Source organism: Streptomyces sp. NPDC050658, assembly GCF_044457025.1.
Taxonomy (GTDB): Bacteria; Actinomycetota; Actinomycetes; order Streptomycetales; family Streptomycetaceae; genus Streptomyces.
In genome coordinates, this window is sequence record NZ_JBITGM010000004.1 from 493,965 (window position 1) to 510,660 (window position 16,696).

Sequence of the window (16,696 nt, forward strand, 5' to 3'; positions counted from 1 at the left end):
CGCATCCCGTGGCCCGCGCGGGCCCTCAGCCGTTGGGGAGGATCACCGCGCGGCCGTTGATGCGACCCGCGTGCAGGTTCTCGTAGGCCTTGGGGGCGTCGTCGAGCGCGTACGTCTCCACATGGACGTCGATCGCTCCGGAGCGGGCCAGGTCGAGGACCTCGATCAGCTCGGACCTGCTGCCCCAGTACGGGGCGCGGACCGCAGCGTCGTACGGCGTCGTGCCGAAGCCCACCGATGCCGCTCCGCCGCCGATGCCGACGATGGTGACATCCGCCTCGACCGCGGCGCAGGCGGTCGCCGTGGCCACGGTGGGCGGGGCACCGACGAAGTCGAACACCGCCTCGGCGCCGAGGCCGCCGGTCAGCTCGCGGACCTTGCCGGCCGCCTCCTTGTCGGACAGGACCGCCTCATGGGCGCCGACCTCACGCGCCAGGCGCAGCTTCTCCTCGGTGACGTCCAGGGCGATCACCCGCGCCGGGGTCAGCGCGCGCAGCAGCTGGATGGCGACATGGCCCAGGCCTCCGGTGCCGATGACGACGGCGGTGCTGCCGGGGGTCAGCTTGGGCAGCGAGGTCTTGATCGCGTGGTACGGGGTGAGGCCGGCGTCGGTGAGCGGCACGGCGGTCACCGGGTCGAGGTCGCCCAGCGGGACCAGGTGGCGCGCGTCGTCCACGATCATGTACTCGGCGATGGCGCCGGGCGCGCCGAGTCCCGGCGGGCGGATGCCGAGGTCGGCGGCGCGCGTGCAGTAGTTCTCCTTGCCCTGCGCGCACATCAGACAGGCGCCGCAGCCCCACGGTCCGTAGACGGCCACCGAGTCGCCGAGCCCGAAGCCGGTGACGCCCTCGCCGAGCGCGGCGACGGTGCCCGCGCCCTCGTGGCCGAGCGTGAGCGGCAGCGGGAAGGTCAGCGCCTCGGCCGGCCAGCTCATCACCGCGATGTCGGAGTGGCAGACACCGGCGGCGGTGACCTTCAGGAGCACCTGGCCCGGTCCCGGCACGGGGCGCGGGACGGTGACGACCTCGGGGGCGGCGCCCACGCTGGCGTACTGGACGGCCTTCATCTCGGCGGGCAGGTCGGAGATCTCTTGCGCTGACATCGGGGATGCCTCGTTTCTTGCCAGGTACCGCTGCTTGTGCTGCTTGCTTCCGTCTTCCGACTGTACTCCTCGAATTGTCCCACTGGGACATATGACCCACCGAGACAGCTCGTGTCGCCGGGGCGCGAGCACGGCACCCGCCCCGCGAACGCAACCGAAGGACCCCAACAGGCCGTCCGCACCCACGAGTTCACCGGTACCATCGGAAAACTAAGCAGCCCCTATCGACGCAGAAGGCAGGACCCCTCCCATGACGCGCAGCTACGACCAGTTCTGTCCGGCGGCCCGCGCCCTGGACGTCGTCGGCGGGCGCTGGTCGCTGCTGATCGTGCGCGAGCTGCTGCTCGGCCCCCGGCGCTACACCGACCTCGTCGAGGGCCTGCCCGGCATCGGCCCCAACGTCCTGGCGGACCGGCTGCGCGAGCTGCGGGAGGCGGGTGTGGTGAGCCAGGCGAAGCTGCCGCCGCCCGCCGCCTCCACGGTGTACGAGCTGACCGGGCTCGGCACCGCGATGCGCCCCGTGCTCGACGAGCTCACCCGCTGGGGCATGCGGCTCCCGGTCACCGCGCGGCCCGGCGACATCCAGCTGAGCTGGGTGCTCGGCTGTCTGCGCGCCGGCTTCCGGCCCGAGGTGGCACGCGGGGTGCGCGAGACGTACGAGTTCGTGGTCGACGGGGACACCTTCCACCTCCGGGTCGACGACGGCGTACTCGACATCGGGCACGGCAGCGCCGCCGACGCCGTCTGCTCCATCACCTCCGACCTCGGCACGTTTCTGGCCGTCGGGGCGCGGCTCATGGAGCTCCAGGACGCGATGGCGCGCGGTCTCGTCCAGCTGGAGGGCGACCTCGCGGCCGCCGCACGGGTCATCGCGATCGTCGGCGCGCACCCCGAGGCGACCGGCGGCAGCACCGGCATGGTCGGCGGCGTCGGATCCTCGTTCCTGCCCGAGCGCGCCCGTGGCGTGCGCGAGACCTATGAGTTCGTGATCGACGGGTTCGTCTTCCATGCCCGCGTCGACGACGGCACCGTCGAAATGGACCTCGGCCCCGCCCCGGACGCCGCCGCGACCCTCGTCACCGACCTGGGCTCGCTGCTCCAGCTCGGCGCGGGATCGCTGCCGCTGGAGGACGCGATGAGCGCCGAACTCACCAGTGTCGACGGCGACCTGGAGGCGGCGCTGCGGATGGCCGACATCTTCGGCGTGGTCCGCTCCGAACTGACGGTCCCGCCCGCCTCCTGAGCCAGGCACGGCACCAACTCACTTACGGGGAAGCCCGCTTCACCTTCGTCACCGCAGTACGGGCGACATCGTGCGCACCCTCTTGACGTCATCCGTCCCAGATACAACCATCCAACGCGTGAGAGCGCTCTCAGCGCTCTCACCGTTCAGGTTCTGAACGTGGAGCGACCTCCGGCACCCCCACCAACCCGCCTGCCAGAGAAGAGAATCCCCCATGTCAGCGCACCTTCCCCCGCGAGCCGACCTCTCTCGCCGCTCCGCCCTGGCCGCCGCTCTCGCGGTCCCGGCCACCGGCCTGCTCGCCTCCCGGGCGGGCGCCACCGCCCAGTCCCCCGCCGCGACACCCGCCGAGGCGCCTGCCGGCGCATCCGCCGCCGCCCCGGACCTCGGGCCGAATGTCATCGTCTTCGACCCGTCCACACCGGGCATCCAGGCGAAGCTGGACGAGATCTTCAAGCGGCAGGAGTCGGCGCAGTTCGGCCCGGACCGCTACGCCCTCCTCTTCAAGCCCGGCACCTACAGCGGGCTCAACGCCCAGATCGGCTTCTACACCTCGATCATGGGGCTCGGCCTGTCCCCCGACGACACGCACATCAACGGTGACGTCACGGTCGACGCCGGCTGGTTCAACGGCAACGCCACGCAGAACTTCTGGCGTTCGGCGGAGAACCTCTCCCTCGCGCCGGTCAGCGGCGCCAACCGCTGGGCGGTCTCCCAGGCCGCCCCCTTCCGCCGGATGCACATACGCGGCGACCTGAACCTGGCACCCGACGGCTACGGCTGGGCCAGCGGCGGCTACATCGCCGACAGCCGTATCGACGGCACCGTCCAGCCGTACTCCCAGCAGCAGTGGTACACCCGTGACAGCGCGATCGGCGGCTGGCTCAACGCCGTGTGGAACATGGTCTTCTCCGGCGTGGAGGGCGCCCCCGGCGACTCCTTCCCCGAGCCCCCGTACACGACCCTGCAGACCACCCCGTACTCCCGGGAGAAGCCCTTCCTCCACCTGGACGGCGCGGAGTACAAGGTGTTCCTGCCAGCGCTGCGCACCGACGCGCGCGGCACCAGCTGGGGCCACGGCACCCCGCAGGGCGAGTCCCTCCCCCTGTCCGCGTTCCACGTCGCCAAGCCGGGCGAGTCGGCGGCCACCCTCAACGCCGCGCTCGACCAGGGGCTGCATCTGCTGCTCACGCCCGGCATCTACCACCTCGACCGGCCGCTGGACGTCAAGAAGGCGAACACCGTGGTCCTCGGCATCGGGTACGCCACCCTCGTCCCGGACGGCGGCGTGACCGCGCTGAAGACCGCGGACGTGGACGGGATCCGCCTCGCCGGATTCCTGGTCGACGCCGGGCCGACGAACTCCGAGACGCTCGTCGAGATCGGCCCCCCGGGCGCGAGCACCGCGCACGCCGGCAATCCCACCACCGTCCAGGACGTGTTCATCCGCATCGGCGGGGCGGGCGCGGGCAAGGCCACCACCAGCATGGTGGTCAACAGCCGGCACACGATCGTCGACCACACCTGGGTCTGGCGCGCCGACCACGGCGAGGGCGTCGGCTGGGAGACCAACCGGGCCGACCACGGAGTCGTCGTGAACGGCGACGACGTGCTCGCCACCGGCCTGTTCGTGGAGCACTTCAACAAATACGACGTGCAGTGGACGGGCGAGCGAGGCCGCACGATCTTCTACCAGAACGAGAAGGCGTACGACGCCCCGAACCAGGCCGCCATCCAGAACGGCGACCTCAGGGGATACGCCGCCTACAAGGTCGCCGACTCGGTCTCCGCGCACGAGGGCTGGGGCCTGGGCAGCTACTGCTACTACAACGTCGACCCGACCATCATCCAGGAGCACGGCTTCGCCGCCCCGGCCACCGGGGGCGTCACATTCCATCACCTGCTCGTGGTCTCGCTCGGCGGCAAGGGGCAGTACGCGCACGTCATCAACGCCACCGGCGCCCCCACGTCGGGCTCGGACACCGTGCCGTCCAAGGTGGTCTCCTTCCCCTGAGACCTGTGCCCCGGCCACCGCCGGCCTCGCCGCCGGGCCCGCGCTCTTGGGTCACGCAAGACGCTCCCGGAACGGATCAAGCGGCCAGAACAGCCCCTCGTACGCCCGTAGTTCGGCGGGTGCGGCACACAGCGTGCAGGCGGGGTCGCGGAGTTCGGCCGCTTCGGAGGGCAGGGCGCAGGCGCGGCAGCCGTCGCCGTCGGCCGGGGTGCCGCAGCGCGGGCGGCCACCGGTCACGTGCACGCCGTGCAGCCATCGGGCGCACGGTCCGCAGTAGGGCGGCGGACGTTCGCGCCCGACGAGCATTCCGTCGGCGTGCAGCCGCGCCACGAGGGCGCGCAGCCTGCCGCCGTGGCCCCGGTCGCGGCGCGACCACACGATCCGGTCGTAGGAGATGCCGGCCCTGCGCCAGTCCGCCTCGATCGCGGCCCGGAACCTTTCGGCGACCCCGGCGGCGGTGCGGCCACGGCGCGGCGCCCGCGCCTCGACCGCCGTCGAGTGGTCGGCGGTGGCGCCGGTGAACAGGACGCGGTGTCCGTCGGCGCGCAGGTACCGGGCCGGCGCGTCGGCGGCGACGTACGGCCCGGACTGCCGCCCCACGCGGCCGCCGGTTCAGGGTGTCCCGGCGACCGCGTCCCGATCCACGGCTTGGGCCTGCGCGTTCACGCCGTGACGTGCATGCGCCATGGCACACGTACGCCATGACGTGAATGCGCCACCCCGCTCAGACCCCTGCGGGCCGTGCCTCCGGCGTCGTGCGCGTCAGGCTTCCCGCGCGATGCAGCCCGTAGAGCGAGCCGGAGCAGGCCAGGCCGAGGACCAGCAGCGCGAGCCAGGGAAGGGCCGACATGCCCGCCGACCGGGCGGCGTCGAGCGCCGCGCCCGTGAGCAGGTTGCCCAGGGTGATGCCGACCCCGCAGATGGTGTTGTAGAGGCCGTAGTGGGTGGCGACGAGCCGGTCCCCCGAGAGCCGGACGATGGTGTCCATCTCGAAGGGGTACGCGATCATCGTGCCCACCGCCAGGAGCAGCGCGGCCAGCGTCGGCGGCACGGCGGCGAGCAGCCAGCGGCCCGGACCCGCGTCCGGCACGGGCAGCGCGGTCGCCGCGAGCAGCGGCACGAACGCGACGCCCATGCAGGCGAGCCCCCAGACCAGGGCCCGCCCCGGCGCCATCCGTGCCTTGCACCAGGCGGTCACCCTGGTCTGCCCGAGGATGGTGGTGAGCCCGGACACGGCGAAGAGCAGCGCGACGGCCACGGTGCCGAACTCCCCGTCGCCGCCCACGCGTCGCACCTCCAGGGGCAGCGCCAGATAGACCTGGAAGGTCAGGACGTACGAGCCGATCATGGCGCAGGAGAAGAGCAGGAACGCACGGTTGCGTACGACGCTCCGCCACTGCGCGAGCACCCCTTCGCCGGCGGCCTCGCCGCCCTGCGGCGCCGTTCCCCTGCGGGCGGGCAGCGCCCTGATCTGTACGGCGCTGAGCAGGGCGAAGACGGCAGCCGACACGAGGCAGGTGATCCGGAAGTCGAGGCCGGTAAGCAGCATCCCGACCAGCGGCCCGAGCAGGATGCCCGCCTGGTAGAAGACGTTGAAGAGCGCGAAGGCCTCGACGCGCCGCTCGCCCGCGTCGGCCGCGAGGTAGGCCCGCACGGCCGGGTTGAACAGCGCGCCCGCGAAGCCGGTGGCCGCCGACGCGGCGAGCAGCGCGGGCACCGAGTCGACGAGGCCGAGGGTGGCGAATCCGACGGTGCGCAGCACGCATCCGGCGACGATCAGCGGCTTGTAGCCGAACCGGTCGGCGAGGGTGCCGCCGATGAGGAACATCCCCTGCTGGCTGAAGTTGCGTACGCCGAGGACGAGTCCGACGAGCCAGCCCGCGAGCCCGAGAGTGCCGGACAGATGCGCCGCGAGGTACGGCATCAGCATGTAGAAGCCGAGGTTGATGGTGAACTGGTTGACCAGGAGCAGTTGCACGCTCCGGTCGTAGGAGCGCACTTGCGCGAGGGTGTTCTTCACCGCGCGGCCTCCTCTTCCTCCGACGCGGCGGCCGGCGTCGCCGCGTCCAGCGGGTCGACGACCGTGGCGCAGCGGGTCCAGCGGGTGACCTCCTTCTCGTCGGCGCGTGCCACGACGTCCGGTTCGGGTGCGGGCGTCCTGCCCAGCAGTCCGTGCCGGGCGCAGAACTCGTCGTCGTACACGGTCTCCAGATAGCGCTGGGGTCCGTCGGGGAAGACCGCCAGGATGCGGGCGTCGGCCGGCAGGGTCCTGGCGAGCCAGCCGGCCACCAGGGCGACCGCGCCGACGCTCCAGCCGCCGGTGGCGTAGTGCGAGGCGGCCAACTGCCTGCACGCCCAGACGGATTCGGCCGGGGAGACCCAGTGCACCTCGCCGAAGTTGCGGTAGGCGACGTTGCGCGGGTAGATGCTCGATCCGAGGCCGCGCATCAGGCGGGGCCTCGCGGGCTGCCCGAAGATGGTCGAGCCGATGGTGTCCACGCCCACGAGCCGCAGCTCCGGGTAGAGCTGGCGCAGGACGCGGGAGATACCCGCCGAGTGGCCTCCGGTGCCGACGCTGCAGACGAGTACGTCGACATGGCCGAGCTGCGATGCGGCTTCGAGGGCCAGCGGGGTGTAGGCGGTGACGTTGTCCGGGTTGTTGTACTGGTCGGGGCACCAGGCGCCGGGGTGGGCCGCGAGGAGTTCGGTGACGCGGTCGCGGCGGGCCTGCTGCCAGCCGCCGGTCGGATGAGGTTCGGGGACCGTGTCGACGATTGCTCCGTAGGCGGCGAGCAGCCGGGTCATGGACGGTTCGAGGCCGGGGTCGGTGACGAGGGTGACCGGGTGTCCGTAGACCATGCCGGCGAGCGCGAGGCCGAGGCCGAGGGTGCCGCTGGTCGACTCGATGACGGGGAGGCCGGGCTTCAGTTCGCCGCGGGACCTGGCCCGTTCCACCATGTGCAGTCCGGGGCGGTCCTTGATGCCGCCGGGGTTGAAGCCCTCCAGTTTGGCCCAGAAGCCGCGGCCGGGCGGGGTGAAGGGCCGGGACACGTGCAGGACAGGGGTGTTGCCGACGAGGCCGGGCAGACCGGCTCCGGCGGGGGTGAAGGCGTGGGTGGTCGGAGAGTGCATCTCTTCGCTCTCGTTCGATGGTGCGCGGGCAGCACGCCTCGCCCCGCGGCGGGCCGGCATGGCGGCGGGCCGAGGGGGGCGGAGCTGTGTGAGGGTCGGTGAGCGGGGTCGACCGGCCGTGCGGCGCGAAGGAGTGCCCGGCCCGCGGGTTCTGCGGGTCGAGTCGGTGAACTCCGGGACAGGACGGGCCGGTTGAGGGAGCCCTCGGCCTAAATGCGCAGAATCGTGGAGTCGGCCGCGTGCGCTATCGGGACGACGAAGTCCCGCCCGGCCACGGCGTGCGCGCGCGTCAGGAGGGACGCGCCGGCACGCTGGTCGGAGTCCAGCGGGGAGAGGCAGGGCATGTCCACGTCGGGGCCCTGCGGCGGCTGTCCGAGCGCGCACTCCTCGACGGTGTGCTGCTGCTCGTGGTCCTGGTGATGGCCGCCCGGTACGCCGGGCGCGGCGATGCCGCTGTCGACGGCGAGGTGCCCGCTGGTGGCGTCCGGACTGGCCGCGTGCGTGAACACCAGGCCGAAGAGGAGCAGACCCAGGCCCACCGCACGCCACAGAACCGCTGCTGAGCGGCTCCGTTGCGCAGGCGAAGGAGACCAGGCCGTCATCACGCCGTGATCCTAACCCGATCATTCGGGGCAGGGCGTGACACGCATCGGCTTTGCGCCACGGCGGCCGCCGGAGCGCGGACCGCCGGAGCGCGGGCCGCCGGTCCGTCGCTCAGAGGCTCAGGCGCTCAAGTGCTCAGGCGCTCAGGCGCTCAGATCAGCGAGCGGATCGCGCGCTCGAAGTTGTCGACGTGCTCGGCCGCCAGCGCCGCCGCCTTCTCCGCCTCCCCCTGGACGACCGCTCGCAGCAGCGGGCCGTGCTCGTGGACGTGCTGGTCGAGTCCGTCGAGCCGGTCGACGAACAGGCACCAGATGCGGGTGGCGAGGTTGTCGTAGCCGACGAGCGTCGCTTCCAGGTACGGGTTGTGCGTGACGGCGTAGACGGCGCGGTGCACCGCCATGTCGAGGCGGAGCAACTCGGTCCGGTCGGCGGCCCGTTCCGGCTCCGGCTCCAGGCGGGAGAGCAGTTCGCCGAGCCGTGCCCGGTCGGCGCCCGTGGCCCGGCGGGCGGCGAGTGACGCGGCGAGCGGTTCGAGTTCCTGGCGCACCTCGGAGATATGGGCGAGGTCGGCGATCTGCACTTCGGTGGCGAAGGTGCCGCGCCGCGGATAGGCGACGACGAGCTTCTCGGTCTCGAGCCGCTTCAGCGCCTCGCGCACGGGCGTCCGGCCCAGACCCAGTTCCTCGGCGAGCCGGGCGTCGTGCACCGGCTCGCCCGGCCGGATGTGCAGCGTGACGAGCCGGTCGGTGATCGCGTGGTACGCCTGCTCGGCCAGCGTCGGCCCGTGCGGCTGCTGCGTCTCCTGCGCGGATCCAGCGGACACGGAATCTCCTTCGGGACGCGGGTCCGGCGCGACGCGGGCGCCCATTGACGGCTACTTGAACGACAACTACCGTACCGGAGATCCGCACTGATATATCAGTGGGCCATCAGTCGGCTTCCAAGGAGTCCTCATGACCCCCGGCGACCTGACCTCCGGCGACGCCCTGCCCGACCACCCCGAGTTCCTGTGGCGGAACCCGGACCCGAAGCCGTCGTACGACGTGGTGATCGTCGGTGGCGGCGGGCACGGCCTGGCCACCGCCCACTACCTGGCCAAGAATCACGGCATCACGAACATCGCCGTACTGGAGAAGGGCTGGCTGGCCGGCGGGAACATGGCCCGCAACACCACGATCATCCGGTCCAACTACCTGTGGGACGAGAGCTCCGGGATCTACGAGCACTCGCTCAAGCTGTGGGAGACCCTGGAGGACGATCTCGACTATCCGATCCTGTTCAGCCGGCGCGGCGTCCTCAACCTCGCCCACAACCTCCAGGACGTCCGCGACAGCAGGCGCCGCGTGTACGCGAACCAGCTCAACGGCATCGACGCCGAATGGCTGGAGCCCGACGAGGTCGCCAAGGTCTGTCCGATCGTCAACGTCAGCCCCGACGTGCGCTATCCCGTGCACGGTGCGACGTACCAGCCGCGGGCGGGCATCGCCAAGCACGACTACGTGGCCTGGGGGTTCGCGCGGCGTGCCGACGCGTACGGCATCGACCTCATCCAGAACTGCGAGGTCACCGGCATCGACGTGACGGGCGGGCGGGTCACCGGCGTCCGCACCACGCGCGGCCGGATCGCCGCGGGCAAGGTGGCACTCGCCGCGGCCGGGCACACCTCGGTGCTCGCGCGGATGGTGGGGCTGCGGCTCCCGCTGCAGAGCCACCCGCTCCAGGCCCTCGTCTCCGAACTCCTCGAACCCGTGCACCCCACCGTCGTGATGTCCAACGCGGTGCATGTGTACGTCTCGCAGGCGCACAAGGGCGAACTGGTGATGGGCGCCGGCATCGACAGCTACAACGGCTACGGCCAGCGCGGCGCCTTCCACATCATCGAACGGCAGATGGCGGCGGCCCTCGAACTCTTCCCCGTCTTCGCACGCGCCCACATGCTGCGCACCTGGGGCGGCATCGTCGACACGACCCCGGACGCGTCGCCGATCGTCGGCCTCACCCCCGTCGACGGCCTGTACCTCAACTGCGGCTGGGGAACGGGCGGTTTCAAGGCCACCCCCGGCGTCGGCTGGGCGTACGCACACACCATCGCCACCGGGGAGCCGCACGCCACGAACGCGCCCTTCACGCTCGACCGCTTCACCACCGGCGCACTCGTCGACGAGCACGGCGCCGCCGCCGTCGCGCACTGAACACCCCGAGCATCTCCAAGGAGACAGCGATGCAGCTCATCCCGTGCCCCTGGTGCGGACCTCGGGAGGAGACCGAGTTCCACTACGGCGGCCAGGCCCATGTGGCGCACCCCGAGGACCCGCACGCGCTCGACGACGAGCAGTGGGCCCAGTACGTCTTCTTCCGCGACAACCCCAAGGGGCCCTTCGCCGAGCGCTGGGCGCACACCGCAGGCTGCCGCCGCTGGTTCAACGCCGTGCGCGACACGGTCAGTTACGAGTTCCTCTCCGTGTATCCGGTCGGCTCACCGAACCCGCCGACCGGCGCCGCGCGAGAGGGCCAGGAGGCCACCGCATGAGCACTCCCTTCCGCACCGCCGCGTACGGCCGCGTCGACCGCGCCACCACGCTGAGCTTCACCTTCGACGGCACCACGTACACCGGGCACCCCGGCGACACGCTCGCCTCCGCGCTCCTGGCGAACGGCGTGCACCACGTGGCGAACAGCATCAAGTACGGCCGCCCGCGCGGCATCGTGGCCGCCGGTGTCGAGGAGCCCAACGCGCTCGTCCAGATCGAGGCCCCGTTCCCCGAACCGATGCTCACCGCCACCACCGTCGAGTTGTACGACGGTCTGGCCGCGCGGGGTCTGAGCGGTCAGGGGCGGCTGCCCGCCGAGCCGGACCCCGCCCGCTACGACGCGAAGCATCTGCACGCCGAGCTGCTGATCGTCGGCGGCGGACCGGCCGGTCTGGCGGCGGCGAGCGCCGCCGCGGGCACGGGCGTCCGGGTCGTACTCCTGGACAGCGGGCCGGAGTTCGGCGGCAGCCTCCTCGGCACGCGCGAGACCATCGACGGGCGGCCCGCCCAGGAGTGGGTCGACGCGGTGACCGGCCGGCTCGCGGCCGACCCGGACGTGACGCTCCTGACGCGTACCACCGCCTTCGGTCATTACGACGACCATCTCGTCCTCGCCCTGGAGAAGCGGACCGACCATCTCGGTGCCGCGGCCCCGCGTCATCGCGCGCGCCAGCGGATCTGGCGCATCCGGGCCCGGCAGGTCGTGCACGCCACCGGCGCCACCGAGCGTCCCGTCGCGTTCGACGACAACGACCGGCCCGGCATCATGCTGGCCTCGGCGGCCCGGACGTATCTGCACCGCTACGGCGTCCTCGTCGGCCGCAGGATCTCCGTGTTCACCACGAACGACAGCGCGTACGACGCGGTGCTCGAACTCGCCGGCGCCGGTGCGGAGATCGCCGCCGTCGTGGACGCCAGGGCGAGCGTCCCGGACCGGCTGGAGCGGGCCTGTGCCGCGCGCGGCATCCCGGTGTTCGGCGGGCACGTCGTCACCGGCACCAGCGGCATCGGGCGCGTCTCGCGGGTCCATGTCGCCGAGCACGGCGAGGAGGCGGCGCGGCGGCACGGCATCGACTGCGACGTACTCCTCGTCTCCGGAGGCTGGAACCCCTCGGTGGCGCTGTTCAGTCAGGCACGGGGGAAGCTGCGCTACGACACGGAGTCGGCCGCCTTCACGCCTGTCGCCGCGCTCTCCGGCGTAAGGACGGCGGGCGCCGCGGACGGTCTGCGCACGCTCGGCGCGTGTCTCGCAGGCGGCATCGCCGCCACGGGATCGGCCCTGGAGGCACTCGGCGTGACCGCCACCCCCACCACAGTCCCCGCGACCGCCACGGAACTCCCCTCCCCCGCGCTGGAGCTGTGGCGTGTGCCCAGCCCGCAGGAGGACACGGACGGCACGGCGCAATTCGTCGACCTCCAGCGCGACGCGCTCGTCTGCGACGTGTTCCGGGCCACGGGCGCCGGGCTCGGCTCGGTCGAGCACGTCAAGCGCTACACCACCATCGGTACGGCGCACGACCAGGGCCGTACCTCCGGGATCCTCACCTCGGGGATCGTCGCCGAGGCGCTGGGCCGCGAGGTGTCCGAGCTCGGCACGACGAGCTTCAGGCCGCCCGTCCAGCCGGTCGCGTTCGCGGCGTTCGCCGGGCGCAACCGCGGCGATCTGTTCGACCCGGTGCGCGTGACCGCCCTGCACGCCTGGCACGAGCGGCACGGCGCCCTGTTCGAGGACGTCGGCCAGTGGAAGCGGCCGTGGTACTACCCGCGCCCCGGCGAGACCATGGAGGACGCGGTGCTGCGCGAGTGCCGCGCGGCGCGTACGGGTGTGGCCATGATGGACGGCTCAACGCTCGGCAAGATCACCGTCCAGGGGCCGGACGCGGGCGTCCTGCTCGACCGGCTCTACACGAACCTGATGAGCAGCCTCAAGCCGGGCCGGATCCGCTACGGCGTCATGTGCGGCGTCGACGGCATGACGCTCGACGACGGCACGGTCATCCGGGTCTCCGAGAACGAGTTCCTCCTCACGACGACCACCGGCAACGCCGCCAAGGTCCTCGAATGGATGGAGGAGTGGCTCCAGACGGAGTGGCCCGAACTCCGCGTCCACCTCACCTCGGTGACGGAGCACTGGGCCACCATTCCGCTGGTCGGCCCGCGCTCCCGCGACGTCCTCGCGGCCGTCACCGAGGGCCTGGACGTCTCCAACGAGGCGTTCCCGTTCATGAGTTGGCGGGACACGGCCGTCGCGGGGGTCGACGCACGGGTCTGCCGGATCAGCTTCTCCGGTGAGCTGGCGTACGAGATCAACGTGCCCGCCTGGTACGCCACTTCGGTCTGGGAGGCGATGTACGTGGCCGGGCAGCCGTTCGGCCTCACTCCGTACGGCACCGAGACGATGCACGTCCTGCGCGCCGAGAAGGCGTACCCGATCATCGGCCAGGACACCGACGGCACGGTCACCCCACAGGACCTCGGCATGAACTGGGTGATCTCCAAGAAGAAGAAGGACTTCATCGGCAAGCGCTCCTTCGACCGGGCCGAGAACCGGAGCACCGACCGCAAGCGGCTCGTCGCCCTGCTGCCGGCCGACGGCCACACCCTGCTGCCCGAGGGCGCCCAGATCATCGCCACGGAGACCGTGCCCGAGCCGCCCGTCCCGATGCTGGGCCACGTCACCTCCAGCTACCGCAGCGCCGCCCTCGACCGCACCTTCGCGCTGGCGCTGCTGCGCTCCGGCGGGGAGCGCGTCGGCGAGACGCTGTACGTCCCGCTCGACGGCCGCACCGTCCCGGTGACCGTCGCCGAACCCGTCGTCTTCGACAAGGAGGGAGCCCGCCGTGACGGCTGAGACCCCCGTACGCGTCAGCCCGCTCCAGGAGTGGGGCACGGTCTTCGCCGGGCTCCCCTCCGGACTCGACGTCCAGGAGATCCCGTTCCTCACCCAGCTCACCCTGCGGGCGGCTCCGGGCGGCGCGGCGGCCACGGCCGTGGAGGAGTATCTGGGCTACGGCCTGCCGGGCCCCGGCGACTCCCGACTGGACACCCCCGTCGAGGCGTTGTGGCTCGGCCCCGACGAATGGCTCCTGGTGGCTCCCGCCGGGCGGGCAGCGGAACTGGTCGCGGGACTGCGCGCCGCGATCGGCGACGCGTTCGGCAGCGTGACCGACACCTCGGCACACCGCACCGTCCTCGCGCTCTCGGGAGACCTCGTCCCCGATGTCCTGGCACACGGCTGCGCCCTCGACCTCGATCCGCGGGGCACCGGCGCGGGCGCCTGCCGGACGACGCTGCTGGCGCAGGCGGGCGTGACGCTGGTGGTGCGCGAGGAGGGGCCGCGCAGTGTCCGGCTCTTCGTCAGGTCGTCGTTCGCGGGGTATCTCGCGGCATGGCTCGCCGACGTCTGCGTCGAGTACGGGCCTGGAGCCGGGGCGGCCTGACGGGCAGCGGCGGCCCCGATCCGCCTCGCCGATCTCGCCGCAACGGGTGCCCCGCGCGGGACCTGTGCCGATACTTGGCGTTGGACCGCTGACGTCACCTGGAGGTACCCGTGAAAATGCTGATCAATGTGGCGGAGACAGTCGTCGCGGACGCGTTGCGGGGCATGGCCGCCGCCCATCCGGAGCTGACGGTCGACGTGGAGAACCGCGTCATCGTGCGCAGGGACGCACCCGTCGCCGGGAAGGTCGCGCTCGTGTCCGGCGGCGGATCCGGGCACGAGCCGCTGCACGGCGGATTCGTCGGACCGGGGATGCTGTCGGCGGCGTGCCCCGGCGAGGTGTTCACGTCGCCCGTGCCCGATCAGATGGTCCGCGCCGCGGCCGCCGTGGACAGCGGGGCGGGCGTGCTGTTCATCGTGAAGAACTACACGGGCGACGTGCTCAACTTCGACATGGCGGCGGAACTCGCCGAGGACGAGGGCATCCAGGTCGCCAAGGTGCTCGTCAACGACGACGTGGCGGTCACCGACAGCCTGTACACGGCGGGGCGGCGCGGCACCGGCGCCACCCTCTTCGTCGAGAAGATCGCCGGCGCGGCGGCCGAGGAGGGCATGCCGCTGGAGCGGGTCGAGTCGATCGCCCGGCAGGTGAACGAGAACTCCCGGAGCTTCGGCGTCGCGCTGAGCGCCTGCTCCACTCCCGCCAAGGGCAGCCCCACCTTCGATCTGCCGCCCGGCGAGCTGGAGTTGGGCGTCGGCATCCACGGCGAGCCGGGGCGTGAGCGGCGTTCCATGATGACGTCGCACGAGATCGCGGACTTCTCGGTGGAGGCCGTGCTGGAGGACCTCCGGCCGCGCAATCCGGTGCTCGTCCTGGTGAACGGCATGGGGGCGACGCCGCTCCTGGAGCTGTACGGCTTCAACGCCGAGGTACAGCGGGTCCTCGCCGAGCGGGATGTCGTGGTGGCGCACACCCTGGTCGGCAACTATGTGACGTCACTGGACATGGCGGGCGCCTCGGTGACGCTGTGTCAGGTGGACGAGGAGCTGCTGCGCCTGTGGAACGCGCCGGTACGCACGGCGGGGCTGCGCTGGGGCGTCTAGCCGCGCACGTCTTGCCCCCTGACCAACGGCCCTCCAACCCAACTGCCCTACTGCCCTACTGCCCTACTGCCCTACTGCCCTACTGCCCTACTGCCCTACTGCCCTACTGCCCTACTGCGCAAGGAGATTGTTCAGTGCTCGACGCAGCGTTCTTCCGTCGCTGGCTGACAGCGGCCGCCGCACTCGTCGACCGGGAGGCGGAGCGGCTCACCGAGCTGGACTCGCCGATCGGCGACGCCGACCACGGCAGCAATCTGCAGCGGGGCTTCGCCGCCGTGGTGACCGCCCTGAAGAAGGAGGAGCCGGATACGCCGGGGGCCGTGCTCACCCTGTCCGGCCGACAGCTGATCTCGACCGTGGGCGGGGCGTCGGGCCCGTTGTACGGGACGCTGTTGCGGCGTACGGGCAAGGCGCTCGGCGATGCCGCCGAGGTGACCGAGCAGCAGTTCGCGGAGGCGTTCCGCGCCGGTGTCGACGCCGTCGGGGCGCTCGGCGGTGCGGCACCCGGCGACAAGACGATGCTGGACGCGCTGGTCCCGGCGGTCGACGCGCTCGGGGATTCGTTCGGCGCGGCGCGCGACGCCGCGAACGAGGGCGCCGTCGCGACGACGCCGCTGCAGGCCCGCAAGGGCAGGGCCAGCTATCTGGGCGAGCGCAGCATCGGGCACCAGGACCCCGGCGCCACGTCGTCGGCGCTGCTCTTCGACGCGCTCGCCGAGACGGCGGGGGCGGGCGCATGAGTGACGACGAGAAGCTGGTCGGCATCGTCCTCGTCTCGCACAGCGGGCCGGTCGCCGACGCGGTCGCCGCGCTGGCCACGGGGCTCGCCGGCGGCGGGGCGCCCGCCCCGGTGGCCGGTGCGGGCGGCACCGAGGACGGCGGCCTCGGCACCAGCGCGGAACTGATCTCGGCGGCGGCCGCGAAGGTGGACCGCGGCGCGGGCGTCGCCATCCTCACCGACCTGGGCAGCGCGGTACTCACCGTGAAGGCCCTGCTCGCGGAGGGCGACGAACTCCCCGACGGCACCCGCCTGGTGGACGCCCCGTTCGTGGAGGGCGCGGTGGCGGCGGTGGTGACCGCGTCGGCGGGCGCGGATCTGGACGCTGTGGAGGCGGCGGCAGAGGAGGCGTACTCCTACCGGAAGGTGTGAGCGATCAGCTCTCCCGCAAGAACTGCCGGGCCAGCGCCTCACCCCCTCCCGACCGCTGCCCGGCGGTTCTCGATCCGGCACGCTCCGCGACCCTTGAAGACGAGGCAGCGCGCGCCGATCTCGCCCCCGTGCAGGCCGCAGCAGAGGAGGCGTACCCCTACCGGAAGCTGTGAACGGTCTCCCACCAAACATGGTGAGCCGTCAGCTCTCCCGCAAGAACTGCCGGGCCAGCGCCTCCCCCCTCCCGACCGCTGCCCGGCGGTTCTCGATCCGGCACGCTCCACGACCCTTGAAGACGAGGCAGCGCGCGCCGATCTCGCCCCCGTGCAGGCCGCAGCAGAGGAGGCGTACCCCTACCGGAAGCTGTGAACGGTCTCC

General features: G+C 72.1%; 13 protein-coding genes and 1 pseudogene. 8 read left to right on the forward strand and 6 right to left on the reverse strand.

The features are described from left to right. Positions 1 to 25: 25 nt before the first annotated feature. Positions 26 to 1,066 (reverse strand): NAD(P)-dependent alcohol dehydrogenase, encoded by a 1,041-nt coding sequence (locus tag ACIBKX_RS17815; protein ID WP_363274229.1) that lies wholly within the window; start codon positions 1,064 to 1,066, stop codon positions 26 to 28. Positions 1,067 to 1,352: 286 nt separating this feature from the next. Here ACIBKX_RS17815 and ACIBKX_RS17820 point away from each other — a divergent pair, with 286 nt between their 5' ends. Both ACIBKX_RS17820 and ACIBKX_RS17825 read left to right on the forward strand, forming a co-directional pair. Further along, a complete protein-coding gene (locus ACIBKX_RS17820) occupies positions 1,353 to 2,345 on the forward strand; it encodes a winged helix-turn-helix transcriptional regulator (RefSeq protein WP_363274086.1) in 993 nt (330 codons plus the stop codon). A 214-nt stretch (positions 2,346 to 2,559) separates the two neighbouring features. Then, positions 2,560 to 4,359 carry a coagulation factor 5/8 type domain-containing protein gene (locus ACIBKX_RS17825; protein WP_363274087.1) on the forward strand — a complete coding sequence of 600 codons (1,800 nt, stop codon included), beginning with the start codon at positions 2,560 to 2,562 and terminating at the stop codon, positions 4,357 to 4,359. Positions 4,360 to 4,410: 51 nt separating this feature from the next. Here ACIBKX_RS17825 and ACIBKX_RS17830 read toward each other — a convergent pair whose 3' ends face one another. The 5 genes from ACIBKX_RS17830 to ACIBKX_RS17850 all read right to left on the reverse strand — a co-directional run bounded on the left by ACIBKX_RS17830 (position 4,411) and on the right by ACIBKX_RS17850 (position 8,917). Continuing rightward, positions 4,411 to 4,959 carry a class I tRNA ligase family protein gene (locus tag ACIBKX_RS17830; protein WP_363274089.1) on the reverse strand — a complete coding sequence of 183 codons (549 nt, stop codon included), beginning with the start codon at positions 4,957 to 4,959 and terminating at the stop codon, positions 4,411 to 4,413. Between the two features lie 124 nt (positions 4,960 to 5,083). Further along, positions 5,084 to 6,379: an MFS transporter gene (locus ACIBKX_RS17835; RefSeq protein WP_363274091.1), complete on the reverse strand. Its 1,296-nt coding sequence runs from the start codon at positions 6,377 to 6,379 to the stop codon at positions 5,084 to 5,086. Then, complete coding sequence (locus ACIBKX_RS17840; RefSeq protein ID WP_363274093.1) at positions 6,376 to 7,491, reverse strand: PLP-dependent cysteine synthase family protein; 1,116 nt, start codon at positions 7,489 to 7,491, stop codon at positions 6,376 to 6,378. The genes ACIBKX_RS17835 and ACIBKX_RS17840 overlap by 4 nt, the downstream gene beginning before the upstream one ends. Positions 7,492 to 7,700: 209 nt before the next feature. Continuing rightward, positions 7,701 to 8,030, reverse strand: coding sequence for a hypothetical protein (locus ACIBKX_RS17845; protein ID WP_363274094.1), 330 nt, complete (start codon positions 8,028 to 8,030; stop codon positions 7,701 to 7,703). A 215-nt stretch (positions 8,031 to 8,245) separates the two neighbouring features. Continuing rightward, complete coding sequence (locus tag ACIBKX_RS17850; RefSeq protein ID WP_363274095.1) at positions 8,246 to 8,917, reverse strand: GntR family transcriptional regulator; 672 nt, start codon at positions 8,915 to 8,917, stop codon at positions 8,246 to 8,248. A 130-nt stretch (positions 8,918 to 9,047) separates the two neighbouring features. Between ACIBKX_RS17850 and ACIBKX_RS17855 the strand changes: the two genes are divergently transcribed. The 6 genes and pseudogenes from ACIBKX_RS17855 (at position 9,048) to ACIBKX_RS17880 (ending at position 16,318) form a co-directional block, all read left to right on the forward strand. After that, entirely contained in the window at positions 9,048 to 10,286 is a 1,239-nt protein-coding gene (locus ACIBKX_RS17855; RefSeq protein WP_363274096.1) for a sarcosine oxidase subunit beta family protein, read from the forward strand. 29 nt (positions 10,287 to 10,315) lie between these two features. After that, a pseudogene (locus ACIBKX_RS17860) lies at positions 10,316 to 13,476 on the forward strand (sarcosine oxidase subunit delta family protein). After that, the gene (locus tag ACIBKX_RS17865; protein ID WP_363274097.1) at positions 13,466 to 14,065 is read left to right on the forward strand and encodes a sarcosine oxidase subunit gamma family protein; all 600 of its coding nucleotides are present in this window, start codon (positions 13,466 to 13,468) and stop codon (positions 14,063 to 14,065) included. The pseudogene ACIBKX_RS17860 and the gene ACIBKX_RS17865 overlap by 11 nt, the downstream one beginning before the upstream one ends. A 110-nt stretch (positions 14,066 to 14,175) precedes the next feature. Next, complete coding sequence (dhaK, locus tag ACIBKX_RS17870) at positions 14,176 to 15,168, forward strand: dihydroxyacetone kinase subunit DhaK (protein ID WP_363274098.1); 993 nt, start codon at positions 14,176 to 14,178, stop codon at positions 15,166 to 15,168. Between the two features lie 134 nt (positions 15,169 to 15,302). Further along, positions 15,303 to 15,908 (forward strand): dihydroxyacetone kinase subunit DhaL, encoded by a 606-nt coding sequence (dhaL, locus tag ACIBKX_RS17875; protein WP_363274099.1) that lies wholly within the window; start codon positions 15,303 to 15,305, stop codon positions 15,906 to 15,908. Beyond that, a complete protein-coding gene (locus ACIBKX_RS17880) occupies positions 15,905 to 16,318 on the forward strand; it encodes a PTS fructose transporter subunit IIA (protein ID WP_363274100.1) in 414 nt (137 codons plus the stop codon). Before dhaL ends, ACIBKX_RS17880 begins: the two co-directional genes overlap by 4 nt. Positions 16,319 to 16,696: the final 378 nt, after the last annotated feature.